The organism is Pseudomonas sp. A214, assembly GCF_900156295.1.
Taxonomy (GTDB): Bacteria; Pseudomonadota; Gammaproteobacteria; order Pseudomonadales; family Pseudomonadaceae; genus Aquipseudomonas; species Aquipseudomonas rhizophila.
Genome location: NZ_LT707062.1, coordinates 101,494 through 115,430 on the forward strand (window position 1 = coordinate 101,494; position 13,937 = coordinate 115,430).

The window sequence follows — 13,937 nt, forward strand, 5'->3', positions numbered from 1 at the left end:
CGGGGACAAGTCAAAACCGTGACAAAACAACTGTTTGCGGCGACTTTATGTCGCGGTTTCGCAGGGGCTCAGGATTGTTGTCCACAATTCTCGGGCACAGCGCCAAACCCTGTGGGAGCGAGCCTGCTCGCGATAGGGTCATGTCCGATATAAAGAGGTTGGATGGTCCGGCGCCATCGCGAGCAGGCTCGCTCCCACAAGGGGAATGGTGGTGGCTTTGAAAGATAAAAAAACCGGCGATTCAATCGCCGGTTTTTTCATGGCTGGCCTTGTGTCAATGGCCGCCCAGATACGCGTTGCGCACCTCTTCGTTGACCAGCAGTTCCTTGCCGGTGCCGGTCAGGCGGATTTCACCGTTGACCATCACATAGGCCCGGTCCGACAGCCTGAGGGCGTGGTTGGCGTTCTGCTCCACCAGAAAGATCGTCATGCCGGTGGACGCCAGTTCCCGCAAGGTGGCGAAGATCTGTTTGACCACGATCGGCGCCAATCCCAGGCTGGGTTCATCGAGCAGCAACAACTTGGGCCGGCTCATCAGCGCCCGGGCGATGGCGAGCATCTGCTGCTCGCCCCCGGACATGGTCATGGCCCGCTGGTTGCGCCGCTCCTTGAGCCGCGGGAACAGCTCGAACATGCGCTGCATGTCTTCGCTGGCGTGCTTGTCACCGATGGGAATGGTGCCCATCAACAGGTTTTCCTCAACGGTCATGTCAGGGAATACCCGCCGTCCTTCCGGCGATTGCGCGATGCCGTTGGAGGCGATGTAGTGGGACGACTTGTGCGTGATGTCCACGCCCTGGTAGATAATCTGCCCACTCGCCGCCCGCGGCTGGCCGAAAATCGACATCAGCAACGTGGACTTGCCGGCACCGTTGGAGCCAATCAGGCTGACGGTTTCACCTTCCCCAATGTGCATCGAGACTTTTTTCAGGGCCTGGATCGGCCCATAGAATACGTCCAGCTCCTTGAGTTCGAGGATAGGTCCACTCATACCAGCTCCTCTTCATCGGCACCCAGGTAGGCCGCGATCACCTTCGGATCGTTGCGAATCGCCTCGGGACCGCCCTCGGCGATCACGTTGCCGTGGTCCAGCACCACGATGTGGTCGGAAATGCTCATTACCATGCCCATGTCGTGTTCGATCAGCACCACGGTCAGATCGTGCTCGTCGCGCAGCAGCCGGATCATCGCGCTCAGCGCTTCGGTTTCCTGAGGGTTTAGGCCGGCGGCCGGTTCGTCGAGACAGATGATCTGCGGGCGGGTGCACATGGCCCGGGCAATTTCCAAGCGCCGTTGCTGGCCATAGGAAAGTTCGCCCGCCAGCCGGTTGGCGCAATCCACCAGGTCCACCACTTCCAGCCAGTAGAAGGCGTGGTCCAGGGCATCGCTTTCTGCCTGGCGGTAACCCTTGGTGTTGAGCACGCCCGCCACCAGACTGCGATTGACCCACATGTGCTGAGCCACCAACAGGTTCTCCAGCACGGACATTTCCTTGAACAGGCGAATGTTCTGGAAGGTCCGCGCCAGGCCTGCACGGTTCACCAGGTGGGTGCCGCCGAACATCTTGTAGAACACCCGGCTGGCGAAGGATTTGGGGGACACGAAGTCAGTGGGACGAAACGGTTCGCCCAACAGCTTGATGACATCGGTCCGCTCGCCGCGCACATTGAGCTCGATTTTGCCGCCTGTGGCCTTGTAGAAACCGGTCAGGCAGTTGAACACCGTGGTCTTGCCCGCACCGTTGGGGCCGATCAGGGCGAAGATCGAGTTGCGCTTGACTTGCAGGCTGACGTCGCTGAGGGCCTTGATCCCACCGAATTGCATCATCAGGTTTTCAACGGTAAGCACGACTTCGCTCATGGCGCTACTCCCTTACGCGGCGTCACCCCGGTACGACTGATGCGAATCAGGCCGCGCGGGCGCCAGATCATCATCAACACCATCAGCACGCCGAACAGCAGCACCCGGTATTCCGAGAAGCTGCGCAGCAACTCCGGCGCCACGGTGAGGACAAATGCAGCGATGACCACGCCCACTGTCGACCCCATGCCGCCCAGTACCACGATCGCCAGAATCAGCGCCGACTCGAAGAAGGTGAACGACGAGGGGTTGACGAAGCCCTGGTAACTGGCAAAGAACACGCCTGCCAGGCCCGCCGTGGAAGCACCAATGGTGAACGCCGAGAGCTTGACCAGCACATGGTTCAGGCCCATGGAGCGGCAGGCGATCTCGTCTTCGCGCAAGGCTTCCCAGGCGCGACCGACCGGCATGCGGGTCAGGCGATGCTTGACGTAGAGCACCAGCAGCACGGTGATGAACAGGACGATGTAGATGAACAGGAATTTGACGTTGGGGTTGTAGGCCATGCCGAAGAACTCGTGGAACGGCACCCCGCCCTCCTTCGCTCGCCGGCCGAACTCCAGGCCGAAGAAGGTCGGCGACGGCACCGGCATGCCATTCGGCCCGCCGGTAAACGACAGCCAGTTGTTGAGCACCAGCCGGATGATCTCGCCAAAACCCAGGGTCACGATGGCCAGGTAGTCACCGTGCATTCGCAACACCGGGAATCCCAATATGCACCCGGCCATCGCCGCCGCAATCGCCGCCAGCGGCAGCACCGTCCAGAACCCCAGGCCCAGGTATTGGTAACCCAGCGCCAGGCCATAAGCGCCGATGGCATAGAACGCCACGTAACCCAGGTCAAGCAGCCCGGCCAGGCCGACCACGATGTTCAGGCCCAGGCCCAGCAATACATAAATCAGCCCGAGGATGACCACCGTGAGCACGTATTTGTTGGCAAAAAACGGGAACACGATGGCAATCACGATCAACGCCGGGATGATCCAGCGCAGGCGCGACTTGTAGTCTGGCGGCAGCACATGCACGCCGGAGCTGGTGCTTTCGAACCCCTGGAGAATCTTCAGACCCTTGGGGGTTTGCAGAAACAGGCTCAAGGCAAAGCGCCCGACCATCACGATCGCCACCAGCCAGCCCACGCGGGCCGGTTGCAGGTTGAAGCTGTAGCCGTCGAGCACCACGCCGACAATCGGCCCGAACACGATCAGCGAGATCAGGCCGGCCAGGATCGCGTCGATGACGCTCTTTTTGATATCAATCGGTTTATTGGCAGCAGACATACTTATACCTTCGCCACGTGTGGGCGACCCAACAGGCCTTGGGGACGGAAAATCAGAATCAGCACCAGCAGCGAGAAACTGAACACGTCTTTGTAGTCAGAGTTGATCAGACCGGCGAACAGCGACTCGGAGATGCCGAGGATGATCCCGCCCAGCATCGCCCCAGGCAGGGAACCGATGCCGCCGAGTACCGCCGCGGTGAACGCCTTGATGCCGATAATGAAGCCGGCATAGAAGTCGAAGGTGCCGTAGTTCATGGTGATCAGCACACCGGCCAGGGCCGCCATGGCCGCACCGATGACGAACACATAGGAAATCACCCGGTCGGTGTTGATCCCGAGGATGGAGGCCATCTTGCGGTCTTGCTGGGTCGCGCGGCACATACGGCCGAGCTTGGTGTACTTGATGATGTAGGTCAGCAAGGCCATCCCGGCGAATGCGGCGACCAGGATGAAGATCTTGGTGTAGGTCAGTTGGACGAAGCCGCTGCCGATGTCCACGCGCATGGCGCCTTCGAGCAACGTGGGCACGCCCTGTTGGCGAGCGCCCTGGCTGATCTGGGCATAGTTCTGCAGGATCAGCGAAATGCCGATGGCACTGATCAGCGGTGCCAGGCGAGTGGAGTTACGCAGGGGTTTGTAGGCGACGCGCTCGATCACCCAGCCGTAGACGCCGGTCACCACCACGGTGAACACCAGCGTGCCGAGAATCATGAGGGGGAAGGATTCGATACCGAACCAGGCCAGCAGAGCCAGACTGATCGCCGCGAGGTACGCAGAGATCATGTAAACCTCGCCATGGGCGAAGTTGATCATGCCGATGATGCCGTAGACCATTGTGTAGCCGATGGCGATCAGACCATAGACCGACCCGAGGGTCAGGCCATTGATCAGTTGCTGCAGGAAAATACCATCCATAACGCAATCTCACGCATTTGAGAGACTGCACGCACACCGCTGCGACGGACCGGGGTTCAGCCGCCGACGCTGCACGATGTGCGCGCAGCTCTCGGGAGAAAAGACAGGTACTGCATGAACACGGGTAAACCGCCCGGCACCAGGGGCGCCGGGCGATTCAGCCGTTCATGTCACTTCTGTTTTTCCAGCTGATGGTATTTGCCGTCCTTGTCCCACTGGTAAACCACGTAGTCGGAGACTTTCAGGTCGCCCTTGGAGTCCCACTCCTTCTTGCCCATCACGGTCTGGACCGGATTGGCCTTGAGCCATTCGGCCGCGGCTTCGCCGTCATTTTTCTTGGCGCCGTTGAAACCGGCCGCCAAGGCCTGGACCGAGGCGTAGGCGTACAGGGTGTAGCCTTCCGGCTCGGTGCCCTTGGCACGGAACGCGTCCACCACGGCCTTGCTGTCTGGCAGCAGGCGTGGGTCGGCGCCGAAGGTCATGTACACACCATCCACGTATTGCGGGCCGCCGGCGGTGGTGACCAGTTCGTCGGTGACGATGCCGTCGTCGGACATGAATTTCACGTCCTTGAGGCCTTGCTCACGCAACTGGCGGACCAGTGGGCCGGCTTCCGGGTGCAGACCGCCGAAGTAGACCACGTCGGCACCGGCCGAACGGATCTTGGTGACCACGGCGCTGAAGTCTTTCTCGCCACGGGTCAGACCTTCGTACAGCACCGGCTCCACGCCACGCTTGGCCAACTGCGCCTTGGTAGCATCCGCCAGGCCCTGGCCGTAGGTGTCCTTGTCGTGCAGGACGACGACTTTCTTGCCCTTGAGCACGTCAACGATGTAGTCGCCGGCGACGATGCCCTGCTGGTCGTCACGACCGCACATACGGAACATCGCGCTCAGGCCACGCTCGGTGACCTGCGGGTTGGTGGAACCAGGGGTGATGGAGATGATGCCGGCATCGCCGTAGACCTCGGACGCCGGGATGGTGGACGAGGAACAGAAGTGACCGACCACGCCAAGAACCTTGTCCTGATCGACAAAGCGGTTGGCCACGGCCACGGCCTGCTTCGGTTCGCAGGCGTCATCGCCCTGCACCAGAACGATTTTCTCGCCGTTCACGCCACCCTTGGCATTGATCTCGTCTGCCGCCGCTTGTGCGCCTTTCATGTACTGCTCGCCAAATGCCGCGTTGGCACCGGTCATCGGACCCGCTACGCCGATCTTGACGTCGGCCTGAGCAAACGCAGAAACACCCAGCGCAGCTGCCACTGCGAGGGCCAGAAAGCCTTTCTTGTAAAACGTCTGGGACATGAGGTGGTGCTCCAAGGTTTTTTTTAGTTGGCACTGCGACTTCACTGAAAAGCTCAGAGCAAGCGCCGTGCCATCGGTTTTTTATTCTTAAAAAAGTCGCTGCTTTATTGTTATTTCGACTGTTTCGAGCCCTTTTTTATTGGGCGTGCAACCGTCTAAACCGCACAAGGTACAACCATAGAACCAAATGGGTACAACCCTCCCTGAGCCATCATTGCAACCATCACACGAAACGACGTGCAACCCACCTGTAACAACCCGCGTCACCGAACTGCACACTGGCGGTGCACAACTGCTACAACCCGCACCATAACAGGCTAGACGTTGTGGTGGAAAACGAGCGCTGCGGCAACATTTTTCAACATTCAGATCACAATTCGCAGGCACTGGCCGGCGTGATACAGCGAAAAACCCGCTTCATACAAGCAGCTGCGCAAGCCTGTCCCGGCCAGTGGCCGCATGGCGGCGAAGGGAATCGGCAGCGCGCTGGCGTCGCCGTGACACAGATAGTCGGCAAAGGCTTTGCCCACTACTGTGCCAGTCGTCACGCCGCGGCCGTTGTAACCCGTCACGGCCACCAGACCGGGGGCCGGCTCGAACAGGCGCATCAGGTGATCGGGGGTGAAGGCGATACACCCGGTCCAGGTGCATTCCCATTCCACCGGCTTGAGGTAAGGGAAATAGTGCTGTTGCACCCGGTCGGCCCACGCCTTGAGGAACCAGGTGGGTTTGCGATTGCCATTACCCAGGCTGCCCAGCAACAGACGCCCGTCCTTGTCCCGACGAATGCTGCTCAGTACCTGGCGGGTGTCCCACGAGCCCTGGCCGCCTGGCAGGATGCGCTGCGCCGCTTCGTCGGTCAGCGGAGCGGAAGCAACCTGATAGTAGTAACCGGGAAAGAAATTGCGCCGCAGCTCCGTCCAGTCACCTTCGGTGTAGGCATTGGACGCGATCACCACTTGCTCGGCCAGTACCGAACCCTGGGCAGTTTGCACCGACCAGCGCTGCCCTTGGCGTTCCAGGCGCGTGACGGGGGAATGATCAAACAACTGGCCACCAAGGTCGCCGGCAGCCTTGGCCAGTCCACTGGTGTAGGCCATCGGATTGAGCGTGCCGGCACGCCGGTCGAGCAATGCCGCAGCGATTTTCGAGGTGCCCGTGGCCTGGGCACACGCCTGGCCGGTGAGCAACTCCACCGGGGCGCCACGGCGCTTCCATTGTTCTTCACGACTGCGCAGGTCCGCTTCGCCCCTGGCGTTGTGAGCCATGTGCAGCGTGCCTTCGCGCCGCAGCTGGCAATCAATGTTGTATTTATCGACGAGGCTGAACACCAGCGCCGGCGCCGCCCCGAGCATGCGATTGAGCTGGCTGCCCACCGCTTCGCCGAAGCCGGCTTCTATCTCATCCGGCGGGATCCACAAGCCGGCGTTGACCAATCCGACATTGCGCCCCGACCCACCATGCCCGGCCCGATGGGCCTCCAGCACAGCCACGCGCTTGCCTTGTTCGAGCAAATGCACCGCCGCCGACAAACCGGTAAAACCTGCGCCGATCACGCAGACATCCACCGTGATTTCGCCGGTGAGGGCGGTATTTTCAGGTCTTTGCGGCGTCAGTTTTTCCCACAGACATTCTTCGCGTAACGGCATTGCCAGACTCCGGAAATGAAACCCAACCACTGCACATAAACTCATGGTGGGAGCGAGCCTGCTCGCGATGCGGTTTACCTTGCAACATCCATGTTGGCTGATCCGACGCTATCGCGAGCAGGCTCGCTCCCACAGGGGACACTCGTTGACACGACCTCAGTCGAAGGTAATCCCCTGCGCCAACGGCAGCTCCAGCGAGTAGTTCACGGTGTTGGTCTGGCGACGCATGTAACCGCGCCATGCATCGGAGCCTGACTCACGTCCGCCGCCAGTCTCTTTCTCGCCGCCGAACGCGCCGCCGATTTCCGCGCCGCTCGGGCCGATGTTGACGTTGGCGATGCCGCAGTCGCTGCCCACTGCTGACATGAATTGCTCGGCTTCACGCACGTCCGTGGTGAAGATGCAGGACGACAGGCCTTGAGGCACCGCGTTATTGAGTTGCAGGGCCTGGGCAAAATCCTTGTAGCCGACCACATAAAGGATCGGCGCGAAGGTTTCGTGGCACACCACATCGCTCTGCTCCGGCATCTCGACGATGGCCGGCGATACGTAGTAGGCATTCGGGAACTGGTCTTCAAGCTGGCGTTTGCCACCAAATACTCGCCCGCCTTCGCTCAAGGCCTGCTCCAGTGCATCCTGCATGTTTTCGAAGCTCTGCTTGTCGATCAGCGGCCCGACGAGGTTGCCTTCCAGCGGATGGCCGATGCGCACTTTCGAATAAGCGGCCTTGAGCCGGCTGACGATCTCTTCTTTCACTGACTCATGGGCAATCAGGCGGCGCAGCGTCGTGCAACGTTGGCCGGCGGTGCCGACGGCGCTGAACAGGATGGCGCGCACCGCCATGTCCAGATCGGCGCTGGGGGCCAGGATCATCGCATTGTTGCCACCCAGCTCGAGGATGCTGCGGGCAAAGCGCGCGGCGACTTTCGGCGCCACTTCACGACCCATGCGGGTGCTGCCGGTGGCGCTGATCAACGCCACGCGCGGATCGTCCACCAGCGCTTCGCCGGCATCGCGACCGCCGATGATCACTTGACTGAGGTACGGTGGCGCATCGCTGAAGTTCTTCAGCACACGTTCGAACAACGCCTGGCAGGCCAGGGCGGTGAGCGGGGTCTTTTCCGAGGGTTTCCAGATCACCGCATTGCCGCAAACCAGGGCCAGCGTGGTGTTCCAGGCCCAGACCGCCACGGGGAAGTTGAAAGCGCTGATCACGCCGACCACGCCCAGCGGATGCCAGGATTCACGCATGTGGTGGCCCGGACGCTCGGAGGCGATGGTCAGGCCGTACAGCTGACGGGACAGACCGACTGCGAAGTCGCAGATGTCGATCATCTCTTGCACTTCACCCAAACCTTCCTGGGTGATCTTGCCGGCTTCCCAGGACACCAGCTCGCCGAGGTCGGCCTTGTACTCGCGCAGCAGATCACCAAATTGACGTACCAACTCGCCGCGGCGAGGGGCCGGCACCTGGCGCCACAGGTCGAACGCATGCTCGGCGCGGCTGACCTGCTGCTCAACCTCTGCGGCGCCCTCCCAGTTCACGGCGCCGATGCGACTGCCGTCGATGGGCGAATGCACCGGTTGTGTGCCGCTCTGGTACAAGGCCGGTTCGACACCCAGACGATCAAGCAATGCAGCAACCATGGTTAATTCCTCAAACAAAAGACAAAGAATTGGCAGCCGGACGATCACGGCTGATCAGACCTGTAGTTGTAGCTGGCCCGAGACTTGCCAACAAACGACCTTTAAGCGAGATATCATTCCGTTTATTCATGCTGGCCATGACCGGATAAGCAGCGCCACAAGAAATAAGGCCTCATCATGATCAATAAACGCTATTTGCCGTCGATCACGGCGCTACAGTGCTTCGAAGCGGTGACCCGACACCTGAGCTTCACTCGCGCCGCCGAAGAGCTGAACCTGACTCAGAGCGCCGTCAGCAAACAGGTCGCACAGTTGGAGGAACTGCTACAGCATTTGCTGTTTCGCCGCGTACGTCGACGCTTGCAGCTGACACCGGCCGGGGATTTGTACCTGGGGGAGGTACGAAAAATCCTTACGCAGGTGGAGATGTCGACCCACTACTTGCGCTCCTACGGCGGCGATACCGAAGTCCTACGGGTTTCCACACCGCCAACCTTCGGAGCTCGCTGGCTGGTCCCACGGCTCAAAGGCTGGCGCCTGCGGCACCCGAAAATTCATCTGGACCTGTGCAGCGAGCAGGAGGCCGACGACTTGCTTCAGGGGCGCAGCGACCTGGCGTTCTATTTCGGCCAGGGCTCACGGCCCGGCGCCGAATCCCTGAAACTGTTCGGCGAAGAACTGGTGCCGGTCTGCGCGCCTGGCAATCTGCCGGCCCAGCCCTTCAGCGACCCGACGCAACTGACCGATCTGGTGCTGCTGCAAAACGCCTCACGCCCCCAGGCCTGGCACGACTGGTTCGCCAGCCAGGGTTATCACACCGAACACAGCTACCACGGGCCGCGCTTCGAAACGTTCTACATGTGCATCCGGGCCGCCCAGGTTGGCTGCGGCGTCGCCCTGCTGCCGCGCTTTCTGGTGGAAGAAGAACTGGCTGACGGCAAGCTGGTGATCCCCTGGCACTATGCGATGCCCAGTACCGATGCCTATTACCTGGCCTATCCTGAACATTCGGCGGAAGTGCCCAAGGTCAGGCTTTTTGTGGAGTGGATGCTGGAGCAGATCGAGGCCTCAATGGCACCTTGAGCATGGCTATCGCGGGCAAGCCTTGCTCCCACAGGGGGTGTGCACAGCTGCCGGTCGCCCACTCTCTTGTGGGAGCAAGGCTTGCCCGCGATGAGGCCCGTTGGCATATCCAGACACTCCAGCGGGGTACCCGCCGTTAAAAAATCGCTGGCAATACTCACCAGGGTTATGCGCCACTAGCCCCTTCACCACCAACCGCTGCACCCCGCTGCCCGCCGCAGCGGCCTGTCTGGAGATTCCCGCCATGAGCGAGAGTGTATTTGCCGATCGTATCGTGCAGAACCTGCTCGACACCGACTTCTACAAACTGACGATGATGCAGGCGGTGCTGCACAACTACCCCAACGTCGAAGTCGAATGGGAATTTCGCTGCCGCAACAGCGAAGACCTGCGCCCGTATCTGGCGGAGATCCGCTTTCAGATCGAACGCCTGGCCGAGCTGAGTCTGAGCGTCGACCAGTTGGGCTTCCTGGAGCGCATCAGCTTCCTCAAACCCGATTTCCTGCGTTTTCTGGGCCTGTTCCGTTTCAATCTGCGCTATGTGCACACCGGTATCGAGAACGGCGAGCTGTTTATCCGCCTGCGTGGGCCATGGTTGCATGTGATTCTGTTCGAAGTGCCGCTGCTGGCCATCGTCAGCGAGGTACGTAATCGCTATCGCTACCGCGAGATCGTTCTGGAGCAGGCGCGCGAACAGCTGTATCGCAAGTTCGACTGGCTGACCGCCAACGCCAGCGCCGACGAGTTATCCGAACTGCAGGTCGCGGACTTCGGCACCCGCCGGCGGTTTTCCTATCGCGTCCAGGAAGAAGTCGTCAACGTGCTCAAGCACGATTTCCCTGGACGCTTCGTCGGCACCAGCAATGTGCACCTGTCCCGCGAGCTGGACATGAAACCCCTGGGCACCATGGCCCACGAATGGATCATGGCCCATCAGCAACTGGGCCCGCGGCTGATCGACAGTCAGATCGCCGCCCTCGATTGCTGGGTGCGTGAGTACCGGGGCCTGCTGGGAATCGCACTGACCGATTGCATCACCATGGACGCTTTCCTCAAGGACTTCGATCTGTTCTTCGCCAAGCTGTTCGACGGCTTGCGCCATGACTCCGGGGACCCGGTCATCTGGGCCGAAAAAGCCATTGCTCACTACCACAAGCTCGGTATCGACCCGATGAGCAAGACACTGGTGTTCTCCGATAGCCTGACACTGCCCAAATGCCTGGAGATTTTTCGGGCATTGCGTGGTCGCATTAATGTCAGCTTCGGTATCGGCACCAACCTGACGTGTGACATCCCGGGTGTGGAGCCGATGAGCATCGTGCTTAAAATGATCAGCTGTGACGGGCAACCCGTGGCCAAGATTTCAGACGAGCCCGGCAAGACCCACTGCAAAGACCCGAATTTCGTCGCTTACATGCGACACGTTTTCCAAGTACCTGCCGCCCTTTGACACACCAAGCAAGGAGTGAATTCATGCAAGCCGTACAGCGTGAGATTGCTGAACAGCTCAAGGTTCAGCCACCGTTCGCCGATGACGCTGCCCTCAAGGCCGAAGTCGCTCGTCGGGTGGGCTTTATCCAGGATTGTCTGGTCAACTCCGGACTCAAGACCCTCGTACTGGGCATCAGCGGCGGGGTCGATTCGCTGACCGCCGGCCTGCTGGCCCAACGCGCAGCGCGTGAACTGCGGGAGAAAACCGGCAACGCCGCCTACAAGTTCATTGCCGTGCGCCTGCCGTACGAAACCCAGTTCGACGAACATGAAGCCCAGGCCTGCGTGGACTTCATCGAGCCGGACGAGCGCCATACCGTCAACATCGGTCCGGCGGTCAAGGCACTGGCCAAGGAAGTGCTGGCGTTCGAAGGCAAAGGGCCGGGCTCCCGGGATTTCGTGCTGGGCAATACCAAGGCGCGGATGCGCATGGTGGCGCAGTACACCATCGCCGGTGCCGAGCAAGGCCTGGTCATCGGCACCGACCATGCGGCCGAAGCCGTGATGGGTTTCTTCACCAAGTTCGGTGACGGCGCCTGTGACCTGGCGCCGTTGAGCGGCCTGGTGAAAAACCAGGTCCGGGCTATTGCCCGAGACTTCGGCGCGCCGGAATCGCTGGTGGAAAAAGTCCCCACTGCCGACCTTGAGGACCTGTCGCCCGGCAAGCCCGACGAAGCCGCCCACGGCGTGACCTATGGCGAGATCGATGCGTTCCTGCATGGGCTGCCGGTGCGCGAAGAAGCCGCTCGAATCATTTGCGAGACCTATCGCAAGACCGAGCACAAGCGGGTGATGCCGTACGCGCCGTGACCGGCAATCCCTGTGGGAGCGAGCCTGCTCGCGATAGCGGTGGGTCAGTTTGCATTGATGTTGAATGTGCTGCCGTCATCGCGAGCAGGCTCGCTCCCACAGGATGTGCGGTTATTGGCGAGGCACAAAAAAGCGCCCTGAAACGGGCGCTTTTTTTATGCCTGATGTGATTACTTCAGGGTAACCGTGCCTTTCATCATCGAGATGTGGCCCGGGAACGAGCAGAAGAAGCCGTATTTCTCATCGGCGCTCAGTTTCGACACATCGAAAGTCACCGAGTCCTTCTCCTTGGCCCCAATGAGCTTGGTGTGAGCGATGATGCGCGCATCGTCTTCTTTCAGGTAGTTCTTGTCGATGCCGGCTGCCAGGCCATCGGTAGCAATCGGCTGCATGTCAGCCTCTTTGCTCAGTACCCAGTTATGGCCCATGACGTTCTTCGGCAAGCTGCCTGAGTGAGTCAGTTCAACGGTGAAGGTCTTGCAGCTCTTGTCGATCTCGATGGCCTTGGTGCTGAAGGACATCTGGTCGGTCGAGTCGATGGTGGTCTTGCACTCGGCTGCCATCAGCTGGCTGCTGGCCAGCGTCAACAGGGATACTGCAGCAAGTTTGGCAAACATGGTGAATCTCCAAGGCATGGTTAGAAAAATTCCGTCAATGGGGAAGACTGCCTGAATTTCAGACAAGTTCCTATGACCTGAGTCAAAGATTGTATACAACTTAAGGCTATCAGCCTGATGAGCATAATCAACCAGCCAAAGGTATGAGGCGGCCATATGATCAGCTCCATCACCTCTCTGGAGTACCGCATCATGAACCTCAACGGCCTGCTGTGCAGCTTGCTTGCCGCCTACGCCTGCGGTGCCAGTGGCACCTACGAAAAACCCCGGCGCGAGGTTTAATTGCTTTGCGCAGCCAAAGCCAGGCTTTACTCTGGTCCAGTTACTGACCACGGAGTAAGGCATGTCTTTAGCGTCTGTTTGTGTATTTTGCGGCGCCAGCACCGGTAGCCACCCAGCCTATCGTGAAGCGGCGCAGGCCTTGGGGCGTGCGTTGGCAGAACGAAAACTGACCCTGGTCTATGGCGGCGGCGCGGTCGGCTTGATGGGCATCGTCGCCGATGCGGCCCTGGCGGCCGGCGGCGAAGTGATCGGTATCATCCCGCAGAGCCTCAAAGACAAGGAAATCGGCCACAGCGGCCTGACCCGCCTGGAAGTGGTGGACGGCATGCACGCCCGCAAGGCACGCATGGCTCAGCTCAGCGATGCCTTCATCGCCCTGCCCGGCGGCCTTGGCACGCTGGAGGAGTTGTTCGAAGTCTGGACCTGGGGCCAGCTCGGCTATCACAACAAACCGCTGGGGCTGCTGGAAGTGAACGGTTTCTACAGCAAACTCACCGGTTTTCTTGATCATATCGTCGGCGAAGGCTTCGTCCGTGGGCCCCACCGTGACATGCTGCAAGTGAGCGAATCACCCCACCACCTGCTCGATGCGCTGGACGAATGGCAACCGTCGGTGCAGCCAAAGTGGGCCGAACAAAAACCCAGCTAACGGCTCGACCCCGATACAGGGCAGAATACGCGCCGCTCAACCTCACCTTCGACCCCAGAGGATCGCCCATGGCCAAACCCAATTATTCCTTCGCCAAACGTCAGAGAGACTTGGCCAAGGAGCAGAAGAAAGAGGAAAAGCTTCAGCGCAAGAAAGCTACCGCTGAAGAAGAAGCAGCAGCACTGACCCCGGATACCGAAGGCGACGTGGCAGCAGACGTAGATGTTGATGCACCGAAAGATCAGACGCCCGACGCCTGATACCCTCAGGGCCCGATGATCTGATCCGGCCCCCCGGTTCTGTGTCCAGGGTCGGCAGCCTCGCTGCCGGCCCTCACAGCCCAGTCCG

At 60.4% G+C, this 13,937-nt stretch carries 14 protein-coding genes; 6 read left to right on the forward strand and 8 right to left on the reverse strand.

From position 1 onward, the window contains the following. Positions 1-274 precede the first annotated feature (274 nt). From BW979_RS00445 to amaB, 7 genes are all read right to left on the reverse strand, one after another. Positions 275-991: an ABC transporter ATP-binding protein gene (locus tag BW979_RS00445; protein ID WP_076382886.1), complete on the reverse strand. Its 717-nt coding sequence runs from the start codon at positions 989-991 to the stop codon at positions 275-277. Beyond that, entirely contained in the window at positions 988-1,860 is an 873-nt protein-coding gene (locus BW979_RS00450; protein ID WP_047227338.1) for an ABC transporter ATP-binding protein, read from the reverse strand. The genes BW979_RS00445 and BW979_RS00450 overlap by 4 nt, the downstream gene beginning before the upstream one ends. Further along, on the reverse strand, positions 1,857-3,137 hold the full coding sequence (gene livM / locus BW979_RS00455) for a high-affinity branched-chain amino acid ABC transporter permease LivM (protein ID WP_076382888.1): 1,281 nt from the start codon (positions 3,135-3,137) through the stop codon (positions 1,857-1,859). Before livM ends, BW979_RS00450 begins: the two co-directional genes overlap by 4 nt. 2 nt (positions 3,138-3,139) lie before the next feature. Further along, the gene (locus BW979_RS00460; protein ID WP_047227336.1) at positions 3,140-4,054 is read right to left on the reverse strand and encodes an ABC transporter permease subunit; all 915 of its coding nucleotides are present in this window, start codon (positions 4,052-4,054) and stop codon (positions 3,140-3,142) included. Between the two features lie 170 nt (positions 4,055-4,224). Then, positions 4,225-5,361 (reverse strand): branched-chain amino acid ABC transporter substrate-binding protein, encoded by a 1,137-nt coding sequence (locus BW979_RS00465; RefSeq protein WP_047227335.1) that lies wholly within the window; start codon positions 5,359-5,361, stop codon positions 4,225-4,227. A gap of 365 nt (positions 5,362-5,726) precedes the next feature. Beyond that, positions 5,727-7,010, reverse strand: a complete 1,284-nt coding sequence (amaA, locus tag BW979_RS00470; RefSeq protein ID WP_047227334.1) for an L-pipecolate oxidase — start codon at positions 7,008-7,010, stop codon at positions 5,727-5,729. 156 nt (positions 7,011-7,166) lie between these two features. Further along, the gene (amaB, locus tag BW979_RS00475; RefSeq protein ID WP_047227333.1) at positions 7,167-8,657 is read right to left on the reverse strand and encodes an L-piperidine-6-carboxylate dehydrogenase; all 1,491 of its coding nucleotides are present in this window, start codon (positions 8,655-8,657) and stop codon (positions 7,167-7,169) included. A gap of 177 nt (positions 8,658-8,834) precedes the next feature. On the opposite strand from amaB, the gene BW979_RS00480 reads away from it, so the two are divergent. The 3 genes from BW979_RS00480 to nadE all read left to right on the forward strand — a co-directional run bounded on the left by BW979_RS00480 (position 8,835) and on the right by nadE (position 12,041). Continuing rightward, complete coding sequence (locus tag BW979_RS00480; protein WP_047227332.1) at positions 8,835-9,740, forward strand: LysR family transcriptional regulator; 906 nt, start codon at positions 8,835-8,837, stop codon at positions 9,738-9,740. Between the two features lie 244 nt (positions 9,741-9,984). Then, complete coding sequence (gene pncB, locus BW979_RS00485; protein ID WP_047227331.1) at positions 9,985-11,190, forward strand: nicotinate phosphoribosyltransferase; 1,206 nt, start codon at positions 9,985-9,987, stop codon at positions 11,188-11,190. Between the two features lie 23 nt (positions 11,191-11,213). Next, a complete protein-coding gene (nadE, locus tag BW979_RS00490; protein ID WP_047227330.1) occupies positions 11,214-12,041 on the forward strand; it encodes an ammonia-dependent NAD(+) synthetase in 828 nt (275 codons plus the stop codon). Between the two features lie 170 nt (positions 12,042-12,211). Here the strand turns inward: nadE and azu are convergent, their stop codons facing one another. Continuing rightward, on the reverse strand, positions 12,212-12,658 hold the full coding sequence (gene azu / locus BW979_RS00495; protein WP_047227329.1) for an azurin: 447 nt from the start codon (positions 12,656-12,658) through the stop codon (positions 12,212-12,214). A gap of 156 nt (positions 12,659-12,814) precedes the next feature. Between azu and BW979_RS27945 the strand changes: the two genes are divergently transcribed. The 3 genes from BW979_RS27945 (at position 12,815) to BW979_RS00505 (ending at position 13,849) form a co-directional block, all read left to right on the forward strand. Next, entirely contained in the window at positions 12,815-12,940 is a 126-nt protein-coding gene (locus BW979_RS27945; RefSeq protein ID WP_257220608.1) for a hypothetical protein, read from the forward strand. 61 nt (positions 12,941-13,001) lie between these two features. Next, positions 13,002-13,589 carry a TIGR00730 family Rossman fold protein gene (locus tag BW979_RS00500; RefSeq protein WP_047227328.1) on the forward strand — a complete coding sequence of 196 codons (588 nt, stop codon included), beginning with the start codon at positions 13,002-13,004 and terminating at the stop codon, positions 13,587-13,589. Between the two features lie 68 nt (positions 13,590-13,657). Beyond that, positions 13,658-13,849 carry a hypothetical protein gene (locus BW979_RS00505; protein WP_047227327.1) on the forward strand — a complete coding sequence of 64 codons (192 nt, stop codon included), beginning with the start codon at positions 13,658-13,660 and terminating at the stop codon, positions 13,847-13,849. Positions 13,850-13,937: the final 88 nt, after the last annotated feature.

Coding starts and splice junctions, on each gene's coding strand:
- azu (WP_047227329.1), bottom strand. CDS start 12,658: ATGTTTGCCAAACTTGCTGCAGTATCCCTGTTGACGCTGGCCAGCAGC.
- nadE (WP_047227330.1), top strand. CDS start 11,214: ATGCAAGCCGTACAGCGTGAGATTGCTGAACAGCTCAAGGTTCAGCCA.
- livM (WP_076382888.1), bottom strand. CDS start 3,137: ATGTCTGCTGCCAATAAACCGATTGATATCAAAAAGAGCGTCATCGAC.
- pncB (WP_047227331.1), top strand. CDS start 9,985: ATGAGCGAGAGTGTATTTGCCGATCGTATCGTGCAGAACCTGCTCGAC.
- BW979_RS00500 (WP_047227328.1), top strand. CDS start 13,002: ATGTCTTTAGCGTCTGTTTGTGTATTTTGCGGCGCCAGCACCGGTAGC.
- BW979_RS00505 (WP_047227327.1), top strand. CDS start 13,658: ATGGCCAAACCCAATTATTCCTTCGCCAAACGTCAGAGAGACTTGGCC.
- BW979_RS00450 (WP_047227338.1), bottom strand. CDS start 1,860: ATGAGCGAAGTCGTGCTTACCGTTGAAAACCTGATGATGCAATTCGGT.
- BW979_RS00480 (WP_047227332.1), top strand. CDS start 8,835: ATGATCAATAAACGCTATTTGCCGTCGATCACGGCGCTACAGTGCTTC.
- amaA (WP_047227334.1), bottom strand. CDS start 7,010: ATGCCGTTACGCGAAGAATGTCTGTGGGAAAAACTGACGCCGCAAAGA.
- BW979_RS00465 (WP_047227335.1), bottom strand. CDS start 5,361: ATGTCCCAGACGTTTTACAAGAAAGGCTTTCTGGCCCTCGCAGTGGCA.
- BW979_RS00445 (WP_076382886.1), bottom strand. CDS start 991: ATGAGTGGACCTATCCTCGAACTCAAGGAGCTGGACGTATTCTATGGG.
- BW979_RS27945 (WP_257220608.1), top strand. CDS start 12,815: ATGATCAGCTCCATCACCTCTCTGGAGTACCGCATCATGAACCTCAAC.
- amaB (WP_047227333.1), bottom strand. CDS start 8,657: ATGGTTGCTGCATTGCTTGATCGTCTGGGTGTCGAACCGGCCTTGTAC.
- BW979_RS00460 (WP_047227336.1), bottom strand. CDS start 4,054: ATGGATGGTATTTTCCTGCAGCAACTGATCAATGGCCTGACCCTCGGG.